The sequence below is a fragment of the uncultured Friedmanniella sp. genome (assembly GCF_964244285.1).
Classification (GTDB): domain Bacteria; phylum Actinomycetota; class Actinomycetes; order Propionibacteriales; family Propionibacteriaceae; genus Microlunatus.
Genome location: NZ_CAXTHT010000008.1, coordinates 1 through 17,172 on the forward strand (window position 1 = coordinate 1; position 17,172 = coordinate 17,172).

The following is a 17,172-nucleotide window of genomic DNA, read 5'->3' on the forward strand; positions in this document are numbered from 1 at the left end:
CCATGTAAAACATCAACCGCAGCAGCCATGTCAACCATCACCCGAAGGCATACACGGGTCTGGTAGGGCGGGCGGGGCTCGAACCCGCGACCCAGGGATTATGAGTCCCCTGCTCTAACCGGCTGAGCTACCGCCCCTGGTCGAGGGCTCAGCCTAGCGGCCGGCCGGCGGCCCGGTCGTGACGTTGCTACCGCGTGGTCGCGGCGTGCGGCGTCACCTTGTGACTGCCTCGTGTGGGGACGACGATGGGCAGGTGAGGCCCACCCTGTACGACTTCGCCGGCGGCGAAGCGGCCCTGTTGCGGCTGGCCCGCGCGCACCACGCGCGCTGCCTGGCCGACCCCGAGCTGAACCACCCGTTCAGCCACCCCGGCCAGCATCCGCTGCACGTCGAGCGGCTGGCCGCGTACTGGGCGGAGGTGCTGGGCGGACCGGCGACCTACTCGACCGAGATGAGTGACCACAGCCAGGTGCTGCGGACCCACGCGGGCAACGGCGACATGAGCGATCTGGGCCGGCGCTTAGTCCGCTGCTTCGTCGAGGCGATGCAGGATGCCGACCTCCCGGACGACCCGGACTTCCGGGCCGCGATGCGGGCCTACATGGAGTGGGCGGTCCAGGACGTTCTCGAGCACGAGGTGATGGCCGACATCGACGACGCGATGGCGATGCCGCGCTGGTCCTGGGACGGGCTGCAGGCTCCGGCCGCCTCGCTCTGAGGCTGTCGGAAGGGACCGGTCAGCGGCGGCCGAGCTTGCGTTCGCCGCTGGCTCCGCGCTCGTAGGTCAGACCGTAGTGGGAGTAGATCCCGGGCTCGGCGGCCGAGTCGAGCTCACCGTCGGTGTCGATGTAGGGCGCGTCCTTGGCGAGCTTCTTGTCCGTCATCACCCGGATGTGCTTCGGCGCGACCTTGGCCCCGACCAGCGGGACGAAGATCAGCTTGCCCCCGCCGACCAGACCGACCTTGACCGTGGCGAAGACCGCCTCGTCGGTGGAGGTGTCGAAGTAGACGGCCTCCAGGGAGCCGATCTTGCTCCCGTCCCGGTCGACCACGCTCTGACCGCGCCAGTCCCGGATGTCGTCGACGTCGAACATGGGTCCTCCTGGGAAGAGCGGGAGGCGGTGCACCTCGGCCGAGCAGGACTATACCGGCGCGACACCCGGGTGCCGGTCTGGCGGGCGCGCGGTCGGCGTGCCATCGTGGCGACACCGCCGGACACCCCGGCACATAGGCGCAGGGCGCGGGTGCATCTACCCGTTCGCTGCCCGCAGAAGTGAGACCAGCGTCAGGGGGCGGTCCGCCGGACCGGCTGTCCTGCGCAGCCCGTCGGTAGCACCCGGCGGGATGACGAGAGGAAGACGACATGGCGATCAACCGTCGACAGGTACTGCTCGGAGGGCTCGGGCTGGGAGCGTCTGCGGGGCTGAGCGCCTGCGCCGGCCTCACCGGCAAGTCCACCTCCGACACCCCGTCGAGCGCCGCCTCCGGTGCGGCCGTGACCGGTCAGCTCAGCTTCGTCAACTGGTCGGGAGACCAGGAGAAGAAGGCGTTCGACGCCGTCATCGCCGCCTTCCAGAAGGCGCAGCCCGGCATCACTGTCAAGACCGAGACGGTCCCCTACGCCAGCATCCAGACTAACCTGGACTCCCGCTTCCAGGCCGGCAACCCGCCGGACCTGTTCAGGGTCTCCTACATCGACATCGGCCAGTACACGAGCCAGGACGTGCTGCTGGACGTCTCCAGCACGTTCGACCAGGCCAAGATCGACACCTTCGTCCCGGGCCTGTGGCAGGGGGTCGTCTACGACGGCAAGCCCTACGGCGTGCCGCACCAGATCGACACCACCGCCATCCTGTACCGCAAGGACGCCTTCGAGGCCGCCGGCCTCACCGCCCCGACCAGTCTGGACGAGGCGTGGAGCTGGGAGCAGTTCGCCGACGCGTCCCGCAAGCTGGCCGGGGTGGTCAAGGGCAAGCAGGTCCCCTTCATCTACGACTGGCAGAGCGCCGGGGCCTACCGCTGGCTCTCCTGGCTGTTCCAGGCCGGCGGCAACCTGCTCGGCGACGACCTCAAGTCCCCGGTGATCGACTCCGACCAGGGCCGCAAGGCCGTGGAGTTCACCCAGAGCTTCTTCACCAACAACTGGGTGGCCCGCAACACCTCGGTGAAGTCCGCCACCTACCCCGACGCCGCGTTCGCCGGCGGCACGGTGGCCATGGCCTTCGCGGGCGACTTCCTGATCCCGTTCATCGACGACAGCATCAAGAAGAAGTTCGAGTACGGCGCGATGCCGATGCCCAAGGACGTCGCCGCCGCCTCCGACCTCGGCGGCAACGCCATCGTGGCCTCGAAGGACGGCAAGAACACCGAGGCGGCCAAGCTCTTCCTGGAGTTCCTGGTGAGCGAGGAGCAGCAGCGCACCTTCTGCGAGTCGACCGGCGAGCTGCCCACGCTGAAGTCCCTCACCTCGGCCCAGCTGGACTTCCAGGTCCGGCCGGACCTGATGAAGACCTTCGTGGAGCAGGCCACCACGATCACCCCCGAGCAGGTCAAGCAGGTGACGGTGCCGCAGTTCGCGCAGATCAACGCCGCCCTGCAGACCGAGCTGGAGAAGGCGTTCCTCGGTGGAGCCTCCTCCGCCGACACGGTCGCGGCACTGGCGGCGGCGGTGAAGAAGGCCGGGGCGTGACCGCGGTCTCGGCGCTGCCCGCCAGTACCCGACCTCCGGCGAGCGCCCCGTCGAGGCGGCGCCGGCCTCGCTGGGACCGGTCGGCGTTCGCCTTCCTGGCTCCGTCGATGCTGCTGGCGCTCGGGTTCCTGATCGTCCCGATGGCCGCGGCCTTCGTCTACTCCACGGCCAAGATCGCCCCGCTCAGCGGCAAGATCACCTGGCGCGGCCTGGCGAACTACACCACCATGTTCGCCGACCCGACCTTCTACCGGGCGTTGCTCAACACGGCCCTGTTCATCGTGCTCACCGTGCCGCTGAGCATGGCCGTCGGTCTTGCGCTGGCGGTGCTGATGAACTCGGTCCTGCCCGGCCGCCAGGTCGTCCGGACGCTGATCTACCTGCCGCTGGTCATCTCGGGTGTGGCGGTCGGCCTGATCGGCACCTTCTTGTTCAACGAGACCATCGGGGTGTTCAACGGGCTGGCCACCGACCTCGGGCTGCCGAACATCTCCTGGCAGTCGCGGGGGGCGCCGGCGTTCATCTCGCTGATCGTCATCACGCTGTGGATCCGGGTCGGCTTCACCATGATCATCTACCTCGCCGGGCTGCAGGCCGTGCCCGTCGAGCTCTACGAGGCGGCTCAGGTGGAAGGGGCCTCGGCCTGGCAGCGGTTCCGCTACCTGACGTTCCCGCTGCTCGGGCCGTCGACGTTCTTCCTGTTGATCATGAACGTCATCTACTCCTTCCAGGTCTTCGACACCGTCTTCGTCCTGACCAACGGCGGACCGGGCTCGGCGACCGAGGTGCTGGGTACCTACGCCTACAAGACCGCCTTCGGGCCGACCCGCGACCAGGGTTACGGCGCGGCGATCGGCGTGGTGATCTTCTTCCTCACGTTGATCTTCACCGTCGTGCAGTGGCGCACCAACCGCAACCGGGACGAGACCGCCTGATGGCCATCACCGCACCCCGCCCCCTCGCCCCGACACGCGTCGAGACCTCGGCCGGGACAGCCTCACCCCGGCGCCGCGGCCGCCGCTCCCGGCTGGGGCTCACCGTCCGGATCGTGCTGGCCGTGGTCACCGCGGTCATGATGGCCTTCCCCCTGTGGGTGATGCTGACCACCGCGTTCTCGGGCCAGAAGACCTTCGACGCCAACGTCAGCGTGATCCCGCGCCGGGTCTCCCTGGACAACTTCACCCGCGTCCTGGACGCCTGGCCCGTCTCGACCTGGTTCGGCAACTCCGTGGTCGTCACCGGCATCACCACGCTGCTCACCGTGGTGGTGAGCGTGCTGGCGGGCTACGCCTTCGCCAAGCTGACCTTCCCGGCCAAGAACCTGCTGTTCCTGGTGCTGCTGGCCACGATGATGATCCCCACCCAGGCGATCCTGGTGCCGCAGTTCCGGATCGTGAACAGCCTGGGCCTGATCGGCACGTTCTGGGCCGTGATCATCCCGGGCGCTGCAGCCACGTTCGGGATCTTCCTGGCCCGGCAGTTCATGATCGCCATCCCCAACGAGCTGATCGAGGCCGGCAAGCTGGACGGAGCCGGCTCGCTGCGGATCTTCTGGAGCATCGTGCTGCCGCTGTGCAAGCCGCTGCTGGCCGTGCTCACCCTGCTGACCGTGATGTACCAGTGGAACGACTTCCTCTGGCCCCTGATCGCTCTCAAGGACCCGCAGCTCTACACCTTGCCCATCGGCCTGCAGTTCCTGCAGGGGCAGTACCAGGCCGACTACGGCGCCCTGATGGCCATGACGCTGATCGCGGTGCTGCCGCTGGTGGTGCTGTTCCTGGCGTTCCAGCGCTTCTTCGTCCAGGGACTGGCCACCACCGGCATCCGCTGACTCCGACGGCGCGGCCGGGCGGTCAGCGCAGACCGCCCGGGCGCTCCTCGTGGTCCGCGCCACGGCGGCTCCGCGGCCGCTTGGCGTAGAACTTGTGCCGGTGACCCTGACCCCACAGCACCGCGCGGTGCTCCCGGTCCAGCTCGCCGTTGGCGATCAGCTGCTGCTGACGGGGCCGGCCCTGCTCCGCGAGCGTCCGCATCAGGTCGACGCCGGCCTGCTGGGAGGCCAGGACCTCATCCACCAGCTGCTCGTCGACGGGGATCCCGTACGCCTCGGCGAAGACGGCCATCCGGTGCCGCCGACGCGGCTTGGCCGGCATCCCCAGCACCCACTGCCAGTAGCTGCGGTCCCGGAAGGGCACGAGGTAGTGCAGGGCGTAGGCGATATCGGTGCGGCGGGTGCCGATGGTCGCGTACTCCCAGTCGATCAGCCCGACGACCGACCCGTCCCGCCAGACGAGGTTCCACGGGCCGACGTCCCCGTGGCAGACCAGGTGCTCGCCCCCGTCCCCCGCACCCCGCTGCCCGTCGAACCAGACGGGCTCGACCTCGGGCCGCCAGGTCGCGACCGCGTCGTGGTAGCGCCGCAGCAGCTGGGCGACCGCCGCGACCGCCTCGTCCGTGGTGACCAGCAGGCAGGCGTCGTCACCGCCGATGCCCTCGATGTAGCCGACGTCGTCGTGATCCTCAGCCAACGGGCCAGGGACGGGCGCCTCGGTGAACCCGACCTGCTGGAGGTGGCTCAGCAGGGCGTGCACCGAACCGGACCAGGGCTGGCGGGGGTGCCGGACGAGGTCGCCGATCCTCAGCACGGGACGGTCCTCGCGGTCCTGCAGCACCTCGCCCTCGTCACCCAGGTCAGGGGCGACGTCGGCGCTCATCTCCGGGTCCTGGTCTCGTGGGGCACGCGCGGAGCATATCCAGCGCGTGCGTAGCGTGTGACCATGAGCGACGCCGAGGACCGGTCCACCTCCCAGGACGCCGACCGCGCGGCCGAGCGGGCCCATCTGCTGCCCGAGGAGCTGGCCGCCGGCAGCGACGATCCCGCCGCTCAGGCCGAGCAGATCCTGGCCGACTCCGACCGCCGGACCGACGCGCCGGAGCAGACCCGGCAGGAGTCCAGCCAGACCGACGAGAGCACCTCCGCGGACCGGGCAACCTAGCTCGCGGTCCTGAGCCGGACCGCCAGGTCCGCGAGCCACCGGGCCACGCCGGCCGGGCCCTCGACGACGACGTCGGCCCGCTCCCGCAGCGCGTCCTCCTCGGCGGAAGCCGAGCAGACCAGCAAACCCGGGACACCCTCGTCGCGAAGGGAGGCGACGGCCTCGAACGCCGGCAGGTCGCCGAGGTCATCGCCCCCGAAGACCACGGTCCGGGCACCGCGCTCGGCCACCAGAGCGCGCAGGGCCGCCCCCTTGTCCATGCCCGGGGCCCGGATCTCGAGCACCTGCCGGCCGGGCTCCAGCGCCAACCCGTGCCGCCCGGCCAGCTCCTGCAGCGGACCGAGCAGCTGCTGGTACGCCGCCCGCCCGTCCGCCAGCTCGCGGGTGTGCACGCCGAGCGCCCTGCCCTTGTGCTCGATCCGGGCCCCTGGGTGCCCGTACCGCTCGAGGATGGCCGGCAGATCCTCGCCGGCCGCGCGGACGGCGGCGGGCTCGGGCGGGATGTCGTAGGAGTCGGTGGCGCCGTCCCAGCGCTCGACGCCGTACTGGCCGAGGACGACCATCGACGCCAGACCGGGGCGCCCGGCGAAGCCTCCGAGCCGGACGGCGGTGCGGGCGGGCCGGCCGGTGATCACCGCCACCGTGCCGATGAGCGCGCCCACCCGGGCCAGCGCCGCCACGGCCGCCGGGTCGGCCGAGGCCAGCTCGGGGTCGTCGATGATCGGGGCCAGGGTGCCGTCGAAGTCCAGGGCCACGAGCGCGCCCTCCGGGTCGGCCAGCAGGGCGCGCAGGGCGGCGGTACCGGCTTCGGTCGTGGGGACGGGTGAGGACATGGGCTGAGCCTGGCAGATAGGGGCGCGACTGGTCCTGGGAGGATGGGGGCCATGACCCCCGCCGACCCTTCCGCTTCCGCACAGCCGCCGGCGACCGCCTCGTTCGTGGTGGTGGCCAACCGGCTGCCGGTCGACCGGGTCGAGCACCCCGACGGCAGTGTCGACTGGCGTACCTCCCCCGGCGGGCTGGTGACGGCGTTCGAGCCGGTGATGCGCCGCCACGACGGCGCCTGGGTCGGCTGGCACGGCGCCCCCGACGAGGAGGTCGCGCCGTTCGAGAACGACGGCCTGCAGCTGGTCCCGGTGCCCCTGTCGGCCAGCGAGGTCGAGGAGTACTACGAGGGCTTCTCCAACACCACCCTGTGGCCGCTCTACCACGACGTGATCGCTGCCCCGGAGTTCCACCGCGAGTGGTGGGACGCCTACGTGGTGGTCAACCAGCGCTTCGCCGACGCCACCGCGGCCGTCGCCGAGCAGGGCGCCGTCGTCTGGGTGCAGGACTACCAGCTGCAGCTGGTGCCGGCGATGCTCCGTCGCCAGCGGCCAGACCTGCGGATCGGCTTCTTCCTGCACATCCCGTTCCCCCCCACCGAGCTCTACCAGCAGCTGCCCTGGCGCAACCAGATCCTCGAGGGGCTGCTGGGCGCGGACCTCGTCGGCTTCCAGGTCAGTGGCGGGGCGCAGAACTTTCTCCGGCTCGTCCGCGCCCGGCTGCGCCAGGAGACCCACCGGGACGAGATCCGGGCGGCGGACGGCCGGACGGTGGTGGCCCGGTCCTACCCGATCTCCATCGACACCGCCGGTCTGGCCGAGCTGGCCGCGGCCCCGGCCACAGCCGAGCGGGCGGCCGAGATCCGGCGCGACCTCGGCGACCCGAAGGTGCTGTTCCTCGGCGTCGACCGGCTCGACTACACCAAGGGCCTGCTCGCCCGGCTGCGCGCCTTCGGGGAGCTGATCGACGACGGCGCCCTCGAGCTGGACGAGGTCGCCTTCGTCCAGGTGGCCACGCCGTCGCGGGAACGGGTCGATGAGTACCGTCAGCTGAGGGACGACATGGACCGGCTGGTGGGCCGGATCAACGGCGACATCGGCCGGATCGGCCGCCCGCCGATCACGTACCTGCACTCCTCCTACCCACGGGAGGAGATGGCCGCGCTCTACCGGGCCGCGGACGTCATGGTGGTCACCCCTCTGCGGGACGGCATGAACCTGGTGGCGAAGGAGTACGTGGCCTGCCGGCAGGCCGACGACGGTGCCCTGGTGCTGAGCGAGTTCGCCGGGGCCGCGAAAGAGCTGCGCCAGGCGTACCTGGTGAACCCGTACGACATCAACGGGATGAAGGACCGGCTGGTGGAGGCGATGGACGACTCGCCCCGGAACAAGGCCCGACGGATGCGGGTCATGCGCCGGCAGGTGGCCGAGCACGACATCGACCACTGGGCGACGACCTTCCTCGACGACCTCGCCCAGGCCCAGCCGACCGCCGACTGAGGACGGCGGGTCGGTCCGCATCCCGGTCGAGCCGGTACGAATCGGCTGGTAATGTTCGTACCCGCGTTACGGCGCGATCCCCTGTAGCTCAATTGGCAGAGCAGCCGGCTGTTAACCGGCAGGTTTCTGGTTCGAATCCAGACGGGGGAGCAGGTTAGTCACCGGCTCCCCGAGTGCATCGGCGATCCGTTCGAGGTCGATGAGGTCGAGAGGCACGGTCCGCGACCTCTGCGTGAGCCGGCGCCCGACCCACACCTGGTCTTCGCCGACACGCTCCGAGAGCTCCCTGTTCGTGACCTGCTTCCGGCCCATGAGAGCGCGGATCTCGGAGCGAACCTGGTCGTTGTAGGTGACGCGCGTGGGCGTCGTTGAGTGAACTGTCATGGCAGACATCGTAGGGGTCTGACCCTCACGGAAACTATACGTACGCAACAGATTTCGTGCATTTCTGGCTCAATGCTTGCGCAATGTGCGCCACAGATACAGACTGTGCGTCATGGTCACCACCCCACCCGTCGAGGCAACAGTCTCCCTCTCAACCGCAGTCGCCGCTGAGGTTCGCAGCGAAATCGCTCGTCGCGGCATCCGTCCCGCCGCCTTCGCCGACCAGCTCGGCGTTCCCGTTCACTGGCTCCGCAACCGGCTCAACGGCCTGGTGCAGATCAACCTCGACGACCTCGCCAAGATCGCCGAGGGCCTCGACGTTGACCCGACCGCACTCCTCGAGCGGGCCGCATCGTGAGCAGCTACCGGCGGCCGATCCATGTCTGGCGCACCCGGCTGCGGATGCTGCCCGGCCCTCCGATCGGCTGGATCTGCCGTCACTGCCCGGCCAACACTGACGCCGCCTTCGTCGGCGGGTACGAGTGGACTCTGGCCGAGGCGTGCGACGCCGGTATCGCGCACACCAAGGTCTGCCCGTGGGTGACCGCTGGTCTCGACCGGCTCGTCGCTGCGGTGATGGCCGTCCCCGACGTCGTCCGCGTGCCTGAACTGCCCGGCGCCTACTGCCGTTCCTGCGACCAGCTGGTCGAGGATGAGCAGCAGCACGTCGAGCACCACATCGTCGCCGCCCAGGTCGACGAGCGCGCCCGCCTCCAGGCCATCGCGTGGGCTGACCTCGGCACCCGCGCCCGCGACCTGGTCAGGGCTCACTGATGGCCCGCCTGATGGTGGCCAGCGAGTCCCTCGTCGACCGGCTGATCGAGCGGCACATGGCCCGGGTTGAGGCCCGTTCCTACGCCGCGATCCGCGCCGCTCAGCAGGCGGTGACCCGTGGCTAGGTTCGTTCGCCGGAATCACGGCACCGGCCACTCCTACCGCCTCGACGGCCAGAAGGTTCCCGGCGTAACGACCGTGATCGGTGCGCTCGACAAGCCGGCCCTGAAGCAATGGGCGGCGAACTGTGGCGCCACCGAGGCCGTCGAGAACTGGGACGAGCTCGCCCAGCTCGGGATGCTTGAGCGACTCGACCGGATCCGCTACGCCTACCGGAACACGGTGAAGGCGGCCGCGGTCCGCGGGACCCGGATCCACGCGTTCGGCGAGAAGATCGCGCACGGCGTCGACGTCCAGGTCCCCGACGAGTACGTAGGACCGTCGACCGCCTACGCCCGCTTCCTCGACCGCTGGCAGATCGAGGCGCTGCACACCGAGATCCCGGTCTGTCACACCGGCCACCGGTACGGCGGGACCGGCGACCTGATCGCTCAGTCCCCGCTGCTGTGCGGGGGCGACCCGTTCTGGCTGGACGTGAAGACGGGGAAGGGCGTCTACCGGGAGACCGCGCTGCAGCTGGCCGCCTACCGGGGCTCCGACGTCGCGCTCTTCGACGGTAAGCACGAGGAGCCCAACATCTGGACGTCGGAGCGTGCGTTCGTCGCTCACGTCGGCGCTGACGACGTTGAGATGCTGCCGGTCGACGCCGGGCCGGCGACGTGGCGGATCTTCCTGCACGTGCTGCAGGCGTACCGGTGGCAGCAGGCATGCGCGGACGACCCGCCCATCGGCCGGGCGATCTGGCCCGAGACCGTCGACGACGAGCTGGCCACGGCATGACCCACGACGAGCTGATCGCCGCCCTGACCGTCGAGCGGCAGACGTCGCCGTGGTGGTCAACCCGGCCCGACCCCGCCAGCACCGACACCCCGGAAGCGTGCGCGCGCCGCCGCCGACTCCTCGAGACCGACTACCCCGCTGTCGAGACCCTGCCCCGCCGTCTCCGCGCCACCTGACCTTCTCCGACCCATCCCCTGCCCTGGAGGCACACCATGACCGACCCCACCCCCGGCACCGACCTCGAGCTCCGGCCGCCCGCCGCCCTCGCCCGACCCAACCTCGACCGCGAGATCACCGACAGCTGGACGAGCGTGATCGGGTCTGTCGTCAAGCTGTCCGAGCACGTCGCTGCGACTGACTTCGTTCCGAAGGGGCTGCGTGACAACGCGCCGGCGGTCGCTGCTGCGATCCTCCACGGCCGCGAGCTGGGCCTGCCTCCGATGACCTCGCTGGCACAGACCTACATGGTCCAGGGCCGCCCGACGCTCTCAGCTGAAGGGCTCCGCGCCCTGGTACTCGCCGCCGGCCACGACATCGAGGTCACCACCACCACCGGCGCCACCTGCACGATGCGCGGCCGCCGCCGAGGCCGGTCGACCTGGACCGAGGTCACTTGGACGATCGACATGGCCCGGGCCGCCGGACTGACGACCAAAGACACGTGGAAGCACCACCCCCGCCAGATGCTCCAGGCCCGCACCTCGGCTGAACTGTGCCGGCTGGTGTTCCCCGACGTCTGCCACGGCATGGGCGCGGCCGAGGAGCTGCAGGACGAGCCGACCGATGACCAGGCCCCCGGGTCGGCCGAGGAGACCCCGAAGACGACCGTGTCCCGCGCTACGCGCAGGTCCACGGCGAAGGCGCCGGCCCCATCGGGGGAGCCGGTTGCCGTGTCGACGCCAGCACCGCCGCTGGAGGTCGACATCCCCCTCCCGGACGCGCCGGGACCCTCTGGCCCGGACGCGCCATCGCCCGCGCCCGGGCCGGAGCTGGAGGAGCCCGCGCAGGAGCAGACAGACCAGCAGGTCGTCGACCAGGCGGCCGCCGAGGCCCCGGAGCGGGACCAGTCCGCGCAGGTCATCCCCTACTCGGCGCCGAAGGTGACCGCGTCGCAGCTGCGGATGCTCGGCGTCACGTGGAAGAAGCTCGGCGTGACGGAGGACGAGGACCGCCGCAACAGCACCGAGGCGCTCGTCGGCCGCGTGCTGGAGGGCGGGACGACGAAGGACCTGACGTCGCGTGAGGCGTCGCGGCTGATCGACCAACTGACGAAGCTGACCGGCCCGGACCAGCTCGACGACCTGATCACGAAGGCGCTGTCCGAGCGGGGCGAGCAGTGAGCACGCCGGGCCCTACCGGGCGCCCGGCCCCGCCCGAGCCGTGCCGTCGCTGCGCAGGCTCCGGGGAGGTTCCCGCGCCCGGGCACGAGTGGCGCCACCTGTCCGACCCCGAGCGGTCCGTCGTGCGCTGCACTCGCTGCGCAGGGACGGGCGAGCGGTGACCGGCTGGACGGTGGCAGACATCGACGCCGCCCTGCCCATCGTCAAGGCGAAGCGTGACCAGGCCCGCGCCGCTGGCCACCTCGACACGGCCGCGCAGCACCAGGGCTGGATCGACCGCCTCCTCGACGCCCGCCCCTCTCACTGCGCCCGCGAGGCGAACGCAGCCCGAGCGGCGGTCCAGCGGTGAAGGGCGGGAAGTGCCACCGGTGCGGCGTGACGATCACGTTCGTCCGGCTGCTGACCGGCCGGGTCATGCCCGTCGACCCCGTCCCCGATGAGCGAGGGAACGTCCTCGCCGAGCGGGCCCGGGACGGTCACCTGATCCGCGGCCTCGTGCGCCCCGTCGACCAGGGCGACCCGGCCCCGCCGCTCAAGCGCTACATGCCGCACTTCGCGACCTGCTCCAACCCACCCAAGTCCGCCACCCCCGTGGCCAGCACGACCGACGCCGCGCCCGCGGCCGTCGCACCCGAACCCCTGTTCTGAGGAGAACCCATGTCCGCACGCATCGCCCTCTCGTCCAAGCTCCCCGGCGACGACGAAGTCAACGGCCTAGACAGCCTCCACGCCGCCATCATCGAGAACCCGCACCAGGTGATCGCCGCCCTCGTGTGGCTCGACGTCCCGAAGATCACCACCGACACCGAGGTCGACGACCCGGAGAAGGCGCAGCGGCCGACCGTCCGCGTCCGCCGGATCGAGCCGTTCGGCGCGGTCGACAAGGTTCCCGCCGCAGTCGTGAAGCTGGCCCTCGACCTGCAGACCGCGCGGACCGGCCGGACACCGCTCCCGTTCGACTCGATCGACGCTCGTGAGACGCACGTCGAGTTCGTCACCGACGACGAAGAGCCGAGCGAGGCCGAGCAGCTCGCCGAGGCGAAGGAAGCCGCCGAGGCTGACGGCCAGCCCCTTGCGACCGTGCTCGACCCGTTCGGGAAGCGCAACCGATGAGCCGCATCTACGTCGCCTCCTCATGGCGGTGCACCCTGCAGCCCGGCGTCGTCAAGGCCCTACGCGACCAGGGGCACCAGGTCTACGACTTCCGCAACCCGGACGGCGGCACAGGCTTCGCCTGGTCGGAGATCGACCCGGACTGGCTGGGCTGGTCCCCAGTCGCCTACAGGGCGCTGCTGGAGCACCCTCGGGCCCTCGCTGGCTACGAGTCCGACTTCGCCGCGATGGAGTGGGCCGACACGTTCGTACTCGTCCTGCCCTGCGGCCGCTCTGCTCACCTCGAGCTCGGCTGGGCGGTCGGGCAAGAGAAGCGGACCGCGATCCTCCTCAGCTCGGAAGGCTTCGAGCCCGAGCTGATGTACCGCATGGTCGACAAGCTCGCCGTCTCGCTCGACGAGCTGCTGCCGTGGGTAGCTGGGGTGACCTCGTGACCGCGCCAGTCGTCGAGAGCTGCGAGTTCTGCCACGGCTGGCTCGTCGTCGACTTCGCCGAGGCCACCATCGTCTGCCCCGCCCACCCCGAGCTCCACGACCAGGGCGGCCACCCCCTCTACACCGTCCAGCAGGTCGCCGGCATGCGCCACGTCACCTACAGCGACCAGTGGTCGTTCTGGGCCCGCGTGCGCATGATCGTCGCCGCCACCGCCCTCCTGTGGGGCCTGATCGTCCTCACCGTGCTCAACCCGGCCGCCGGGCTCCTCGCCGGCTGCGCGGGCGGCGTGATCCTCGTCGCCATCTGGGACGGGCCTGTAGGGGGTCGGAAGCGGTGACCCTTGACGCTGCCCTGATCCCGAACCTTCCCGGCGCGCTGTGCCAAGAGACCGACCCGGAGCTGTTCTTCTCCGAGAGCGGCGGCCCGATCCACCCAGCGGTGCAGGTCTGTCACCGGTGCCCGGTCGAGCACGCCTGCCTCCTCTGGGCGCTCGAAAAGCGGGAACGGTTCGGGATCTGGGGCGGCATGTGGGCACATCATCGGACGCGACTGCTCACGCGCCTCGACCGTGAAGGCATCACGCCCGCCGACTGGCAGCGCACAGAAGCCGAGGCCGAGGTCCGGGCCGCAACTTCGCTCGCGGCTGCCAGAGCTGCACGCCGGGCCCAACAGGAAGAGCTGTGGGCCCGGGAGGCAGCCGAGCAGCTTGCGGCTGAGCAGGAGGCGGCACGAGCCGCTGAGCGCGCCGCCGAGCAGGAGCAGCGCGCCACCATCATCCGCGAGACCGTCACCGCGTTCTGGGACGCGGCGAACGCCTGATGTGGGCCGTGCGAGTCACGGGCCTCCCCGCACCTAAGGGCTCCATGAAGTGCATCGGCGCCCGCGGGAAGGTGAAACACCAGCTCGTCGAGGACGAGCGGGTCGGACAAGACGAGTGGCGACGCCGGGTCAAGTTCGCCGGTATCCAGCTCGGCCAGCACATCGGCCAGCCGCTCACCGGCCCCATCTCCGTCGAGGTCACGTTCACCGTCCCCTGCCCCCCCTCGGTCAAGCCTGAACGGCGCCTGTGGCCGATCACCCGCTCCTCCGGCGACGTCGACAAACTCGCCCGCCTCATCCTCGACGACCTCACCGGCACGGTCTTCGTCGACGACTCCCAAGTCGTCGAGCTCACCGCCCGCAAGACCTACCCACACAGCCCCGCCCCCGACCTCACCCCCGCCGGCGGCGCGCTGATCAGAGTCTGGAGAACCGAAGCATGACCCGGATTGGGTCCCTATTCAGCGGTTACGGCGGCCTCGACATGGCCGCCGCCGCCTACTTCGGCGGCACCGTCGCCTGGCATTCCGACATCGACCCGGGCGCGAACCTGATCCTCGCCCACCGCTACCCCAAGATCCCGAACCACGGCGACCTCACCCGCATCGACTGGTCGGCCGTCGAGCCCGTCGACGTGCTGACCGGCGGCTTCCCCTGCCAAGACGTCTCCCACGCCGGCAAGCGGGCTGGCCTGCGCCCCGACACCCGATCTGGCCTCTGGACCCACATGGCCTATGCCGTCGACCAGCTGCGACCCCGCTACGTGGTCGCTGAGAACGTGAGAGGACTCCTCAGTGCCCGAGCCGCTAGCGACGTGGAACCCTGCCCGTGGTGTCTGGGAGGTGCCGCAGACGGAGAGCCTGATCTGCGGGCACTCGGCGCTGTACTCGGCGACCTGGCCGAGCTCGGGTATGACGCGCGGTGGCTTGGCCTTCGCGCTTCCGACGTCGGCGCCCCTCACGGACGGTTCCGGGTCTTCGTCGTTGCTACCGACACCCTCAGTGGCGGATTCAATGGGCGGGCATCGGAGCCGATCGGGGGATCGTTCGCACGAGTTGCTGCTGCCGGGGGTGGCCCTGACACTGCTGCCGACTCCGAACGCAGCGGACGGGATGGGCGGCCCGGGCAACTCGGGCCGGGACGGCGGCCTGAACCTCAGGACAGCAGCCACCCTGCTGCCAACCCCGATGGCCCGGGACTGGAAGGGCGCGGGGCCAGCGGGAGCTGGGCGGAACGATCCGAACCTGTCCGAGGTGGCTGCACTGCTGCCGACGCCACGGGCGACAGACGGGACGAAGGGCGGGCCGAACCAGCGAGGCTCATCGGGCGATCTGATGCTGCCCAGCGCGGTGATGCTGCTCCCGACGCCGACAGCGATGGACGCGAAGGCCTCGGGTGGCTCAACCCCCTCGAATATGACGCTGACGGACGCGGTCGTGCGGACCGACCTCGGGACGAAGTTGAACGCCAGGCATGGGGCGCCTACGAGCCCGCCATCCGCCGCTGGGAGCACGCCCTCCGACGAGTAGCCCCCGCCCCCACCGAGACCAGCCCGCGCGGCACGCAACGGCTCTCGCCCCGCTTCGTCGAATGGATGATGGGCCTCCCCGCTGGACACGTCACCGACGTTCCCGGGCTCGGACGCAACGCCCAGTTGAAGGCGCTCGGGAACGGCGTCGTCCCCCAGCAGGCCCACGCCGCCCTGCAGGTGCTGCTCGGGGGCGCCTCATGACCGACCTGTTCGGCGACGTGCCTCCCGCCCCCCGCCGAGGCCAAACCGGCTACCTCAAACACCTCGCCGGCCAAACCTGGACCGCCTCAGACGGCCGCCCCTGGCAGTTCTGGGGCCTCGCACCAATCCCAAGCCGCTCCCGGCCCGGCGCGGAGCACGTCTACCTGATCCGCGGCGGCGAGATCGTCGCCGCGGTCGTCGATGTCAACACAGGCAGGGTGCTGCCCGAGTGAGCGGCAAGCTCGTCGGGGACGCAGGCCGCTACGCCCCCGCAGACCTCACCGTCGCCGAACGGTTCGTCCTCGTCGCCCTCGCCGAGTCAGCCCGCGACACCGACCGGGTCACGAAGACGAACGCCCGCGCGATCTCCGCGTTCACCGGCCTCGCCCTCGGCACCGTCAAGAACGCACTGTCCGAACTGGCCAGTCGCGCGCTGATCCAACCCCAAGGGATCGCGCGCCGCGGCCACGCCCAGGACTACCGCCTCGCAGCCCTCCAAGCCCACCACAGGGCCTCCACCGCCCACCGAGAGGACCGGACGGCATGACCGCCACCATCCCCGACAGCGACGTCCTCGACGCCCTCGACTGGCACCACGAGCAGGCGTGCGACCGGAACCGATGCGCGGCAGATCATCCTCCGGCTCGCTGGTGGACGGTCAACCACCGGTGCCCCTGCGCGCCGACGCTGTGGTGTGAGCCATGCCGGCAGGTCTGGCTCGGCTGGCTCCGCTCCGTCGACGCCGTTGGCTGCGGACTGCTGACCTGCTCGGGGTGCGGCGGCCAGTGGCTCCTACCCGCCGCGGTGGCACCCAGGGCCGTCACGATCGAGCCTCTGACGTGACCGGCCAGGAGCAGGCGAACCGGACCGCCGACCTCGTCCTCGAGCTCGTCCAAGCCCGCCGCAAGCTCGCCGCGATCCGGGTCCTCGTCGCAGCCCCAACCCTCGACTCCCACGGCCGCTACTGCATCCCGCTCAAGGACATCGAGGACATCCTCGACCGCCACCTCCCCGCCGCATCCGAGCCCGACTGATGGCCACCACCAAGCCCCCAGCACGCCACCAACAGCCCCCCGACTGCTGCACATGGTGCGGTCACCACCAGCACCGCCAGACCTGCCCCGACCACATCGCCACCGGCCCCACCAGCAGCACATCCTGCCCCTGTAAGGGTCACTCCCCAGTGATACCCCCCATCACTGCACAGTGACGGGTATCCTGTGCGTCAGGGTCAGAATATGGCCCCAGACGACGCGACAGGGAGTCATCATGAGCGGCCAGATCATCGGCGAAATCAGGGAAGCCGTCACCGCCGGCCCCTACCAGCACCTCACGACCGTCGAGCGCTTCGTCCTCGTCGTGCTGGCTGAGAACGCCCGCGACAACGACCGAACGAGCCGCAACCTGACCGCACGCCAGATCGGCGAAAGCACCGGCCTTGCCATCGGGACAGCCCGTAACGCCCTCACCCGCCTGGCCCGATCCGGGGCCATTGAACCCCTCCTCGACCCATCGCTCGGCGGCCTCCAGGAGTACCGGATCGCCGACCTTAAGGGTCACCCCCCAGTGAGGGGGTCAACGCCGACAAAGGGTCACCCCAGCAGGAGGGGCAGGGTCACCCCACAGTGACAGGGCAGGGTCACTCCCCAGTGATAGGGGGGCTGTG

27 protein-coding genes, 2 tRNA genes and 1 pseudogene are annotated in these 17,172 nt (G+C 70.5%); 26 read left to right on the forward strand and 4 right to left on the reverse strand.

What is annotated here, in order from left to right; genetic code table 11:
* Positions 1-60: 60 nt before the first annotated feature.
* Positions 61-137: transfer RNA gene (locus ACFE7W_RS16685), tRNA-Ile, on the reverse strand.
* A gap of 116 nt (positions 138-253) precedes the next feature.
* On the opposite strand from ACFE7W_RS16685, the gene ACFE7W_RS16690 reads away from it, so the two are divergent.
* On the forward strand, positions 254-718 hold the full coding sequence (locus tag ACFE7W_RS16690) for a group II truncated hemoglobin (RefSeq protein WP_375425952.1): 465 nt from the start codon (positions 254-256) through the stop codon (positions 716-718).
* 19 nt (positions 719-737) lie between these two features.
* Here ACFE7W_RS16690 and ACFE7W_RS16695 read toward each other — a convergent pair whose 3' ends face one another.
* Entirely contained in the window at positions 738-1,094 is a 357-nt protein-coding gene (locus ACFE7W_RS16695) for a PRC-barrel domain-containing protein (protein ID WP_375425953.1), read from the reverse strand.
* Positions 1,095-1,363: 269 nt separating this feature from the next.
* On the opposite strand from ACFE7W_RS16695, the gene ACFE7W_RS16700 reads away from it, so the two are divergent.
* The 3 genes from ACFE7W_RS16700 to ACFE7W_RS16710 are packed head-to-tail and all read left to right on the forward strand — an operon-like array spanning position 1,364 to position 4,520.
* The gene (locus ACFE7W_RS16700) at positions 1,364-2,689 is read left to right on the forward strand and encodes an ABC transporter substrate-binding protein (RefSeq protein ID WP_375425954.1); all 1,326 of its coding nucleotides are present in this window, start codon (positions 1,364-1,366) and stop codon (positions 2,687-2,689) included.
* Positions 2,686-3,624 (forward strand): carbohydrate ABC transporter permease, encoded by a 939-nt coding sequence (locus ACFE7W_RS16705; protein ID WP_375425955.1) that lies wholly within the window; start codon positions 2,686-2,688, stop codon positions 3,622-3,624. Before ACFE7W_RS16700 ends, ACFE7W_RS16705 begins: the two co-directional genes overlap by 4 nt.
* A complete protein-coding gene (locus tag ACFE7W_RS16710; RefSeq protein WP_375425956.1) occupies positions 3,624-4,520 on the forward strand; it encodes a carbohydrate ABC transporter permease in 897 nt (298 codons plus the stop codon). Before ACFE7W_RS16705 ends, ACFE7W_RS16710 begins: the two co-directional genes overlap by 1 nt.
* Before the next feature lie 22 nt (positions 4,521-4,542).
* On the opposite strand, the gene ACFE7W_RS16715 is transcribed toward ACFE7W_RS16710, so the two are convergent.
* Positions 4,543-5,403 (reverse strand): phosphotransferase, encoded by an 861-nt coding sequence (locus ACFE7W_RS16715; protein WP_375425957.1) that lies wholly within the window; start codon positions 5,401-5,403, stop codon positions 4,543-4,545.
* 63 nt (positions 5,404-5,466) lie between these two features.
* On the opposite strand from ACFE7W_RS16715, the gene ACFE7W_RS16720 reads away from it, so the two are divergent.
* Positions 5,467-5,685 (forward strand): hypothetical protein, encoded by a 219-nt coding sequence (locus tag ACFE7W_RS16720; RefSeq protein ID WP_375425958.1) that lies wholly within the window; start codon positions 5,467-5,469, stop codon positions 5,683-5,685.
* On the opposite strand, the gene otsB is transcribed toward ACFE7W_RS16720, so the two are convergent.
* Complete coding sequence (otsB, locus tag ACFE7W_RS16725) at positions 5,682-6,518, reverse strand: trehalose-phosphatase (RefSeq protein ID WP_375425959.1); 837 nt, start codon at positions 6,516-6,518, stop codon at positions 5,682-5,684. The genes ACFE7W_RS16720 and otsB overlap by 4 nt on opposite strands.
* A gap of 51 nt (positions 6,519-6,569) precedes the next feature.
* Here otsB and ACFE7W_RS16730 point away from each other — a divergent pair, with 51 nt between their 5' ends.
* The 21 genes and pseudogenes from ACFE7W_RS16730 (at position 6,570) to ACFE7W_RS16830 (ending at position 17,135) form a co-directional block, all read left to right on the forward strand.
* The gene (locus tag ACFE7W_RS16730; RefSeq protein WP_375425960.1) at positions 6,570-8,009 is read left to right on the forward strand and encodes a trehalose-6-phosphate synthase; all 1,440 of its coding nucleotides are present in this window, start codon (positions 6,570-6,572) and stop codon (positions 8,007-8,009) included.
* A 77-nt stretch (positions 8,010-8,086) separates the two neighbouring features.
* A tRNA-Asn gene (locus ACFE7W_RS16735) sits at positions 8,087-8,159 on the forward strand.
* Positions 8,160-8,505: 346 nt separating this feature from the next.
* On the forward strand, positions 8,506-8,751 hold the full coding sequence (locus ACFE7W_RS16740; protein ID WP_375425961.1) for a helix-turn-helix domain-containing protein: 246 nt from the start codon (positions 8,506-8,508) through the stop codon (positions 8,749-8,751).
* Positions 8,748-9,167 (forward strand): hypothetical protein, encoded by a 420-nt coding sequence (locus ACFE7W_RS16745; protein WP_375425962.1) that lies wholly within the window; start codon positions 8,748-8,750, stop codon positions 9,165-9,167. Before ACFE7W_RS16740 ends, ACFE7W_RS16745 begins: the two co-directional genes overlap by 4 nt.
* Positions 9,167-9,292, forward strand: coding sequence for a hypothetical protein (locus ACFE7W_RS16750; protein ID WP_375425963.1), 126 nt, complete (start codon positions 9,167-9,169; stop codon positions 9,290-9,292). The genes ACFE7W_RS16745 and ACFE7W_RS16750 overlap by 1 nt, the downstream gene beginning before the upstream one ends.
* A complete protein-coding gene (locus ACFE7W_RS16755; RefSeq protein WP_375425964.1) occupies positions 9,285-10,067 on the forward strand; it encodes a hypothetical protein in 783 nt (260 codons plus the stop codon). Before ACFE7W_RS16750 ends, ACFE7W_RS16755 begins: the two co-directional genes overlap by 8 nt.
* Positions 10,064-10,243, forward strand: a complete 180-nt coding sequence (locus ACFE7W_RS16760; protein WP_375425965.1) for a hypothetical protein — start codon at positions 10,064-10,066, stop codon at positions 10,241-10,243. Before ACFE7W_RS16755 ends, ACFE7W_RS16760 begins: the two co-directional genes overlap by 4 nt.
* A gap of 36 nt (positions 10,244-10,279) precedes the next feature.
* The gene (locus tag ACFE7W_RS16765; protein ID WP_375425966.1) at positions 10,280-11,407 is read left to right on the forward strand and encodes a hypothetical protein; all 1,128 of its coding nucleotides are present in this window, start codon (positions 10,280-10,282) and stop codon (positions 11,405-11,407) included.
* Positions 11,408-11,564: 157 nt separating this feature from the next.
* A complete protein-coding gene (locus ACFE7W_RS16770; RefSeq protein ID WP_375425967.1) occupies positions 11,565-11,756 on the forward strand; it encodes a hypothetical protein in 192 nt (63 codons plus the stop codon).
* 26 nt (positions 11,757-11,782) lie between these two features.
* A complete protein-coding gene (locus tag ACFE7W_RS16775; protein WP_375425968.1) occupies positions 11,783-12,055 on the forward strand; it encodes a hypothetical protein in 273 nt (90 codons plus the stop codon).
* Positions 12,056-12,064: 9 nt separating this feature from the next.
* Positions 12,065-12,520 carry a hypothetical protein gene (locus tag ACFE7W_RS16780; protein WP_375425969.1) on the forward strand — a complete coding sequence of 152 codons (456 nt, stop codon included), beginning with the start codon at positions 12,065-12,067 and terminating at the stop codon, positions 12,518-12,520.
* Positions 12,517-12,954 carry a hypothetical protein gene (locus ACFE7W_RS16785; protein ID WP_375425970.1) on the forward strand — a complete coding sequence of 146 codons (438 nt, stop codon included), beginning with the start codon at positions 12,517-12,519 and terminating at the stop codon, positions 12,952-12,954. Before ACFE7W_RS16780 ends, ACFE7W_RS16785 begins: the two co-directional genes overlap by 4 nt.
* Positions 12,951-13,292, forward strand: a complete 342-nt coding sequence (locus ACFE7W_RS16790) for a hypothetical protein (RefSeq protein WP_375425971.1) — start codon at positions 12,951-12,953, stop codon at positions 13,290-13,292. The genes ACFE7W_RS16785 and ACFE7W_RS16790 overlap by 4 nt, the downstream gene beginning before the upstream one ends.
* Positions 13,289-13,774 (forward strand): WhiB family transcriptional regulator, encoded by a 486-nt coding sequence (locus ACFE7W_RS16795; RefSeq protein WP_375425972.1) that lies wholly within the window; start codon positions 13,289-13,291, stop codon positions 13,772-13,774. The genes ACFE7W_RS16790 and ACFE7W_RS16795 overlap by 4 nt, the downstream gene beginning before the upstream one ends.
* A 44-nt stretch (positions 13,775-13,818) precedes the next feature.
* Positions 13,819-14,217 (forward strand): RusA family crossover junction endodeoxyribonuclease, encoded by a 399-nt coding sequence (locus tag ACFE7W_RS16800; protein ID WP_375425973.1) that lies wholly within the window; start codon positions 13,819-13,821, stop codon positions 14,215-14,217.
* A 41-nt stretch (positions 14,218-14,258) separates the two neighbouring features.
* Positions 14,259-14,711, forward strand: a pseudogene (locus tag ACFE7W_RS16805) (DNA cytosine methyltransferase); the annotation flags it as partial.
* Between the two features lie 660 nt (positions 14,712-15,371).
* Positions 15,372-15,506 carry a hypothetical protein gene (locus ACFE7W_RS16810; protein WP_375426065.1) on the forward strand — a complete coding sequence of 45 codons (135 nt, stop codon included), beginning with the start codon at positions 15,372-15,374 and terminating at the stop codon, positions 15,504-15,506.
* Positions 15,503-15,739 carry a hypothetical protein gene (locus tag ACFE7W_RS16815; RefSeq protein WP_375425974.1) on the forward strand — a complete coding sequence of 79 codons (237 nt, stop codon included), beginning with the start codon at positions 15,503-15,505 and terminating at the stop codon, positions 15,737-15,739. Before ACFE7W_RS16810 ends, ACFE7W_RS16815 begins: the two co-directional genes overlap by 4 nt.
* On the forward strand, positions 15,736-16,053 hold the full coding sequence (locus tag ACFE7W_RS16820; protein ID WP_375425975.1) for a hypothetical protein: 318 nt from the start codon (positions 15,736-15,738) through the stop codon (positions 16,051-16,053). The genes ACFE7W_RS16815 and ACFE7W_RS16820 overlap by 4 nt, the downstream gene beginning before the upstream one ends.
* 292 nt (positions 16,054-16,345) lie before the next feature.
* Positions 16,346-16,540, forward strand: a complete 195-nt coding sequence (locus ACFE7W_RS16825) for a hypothetical protein (RefSeq protein ID WP_375425976.1) — start codon at positions 16,346-16,348, stop codon at positions 16,538-16,540.
* Between the two features lie 235 nt (positions 16,541-16,775).
* Complete coding sequence (locus ACFE7W_RS16830; protein ID WP_375425977.1) at positions 16,776-17,135, forward strand: hypothetical protein; 360 nt, start codon at positions 16,776-16,778, stop codon at positions 17,133-17,135.
* Positions 17,136-17,172: the final 37 nt, after the last annotated feature.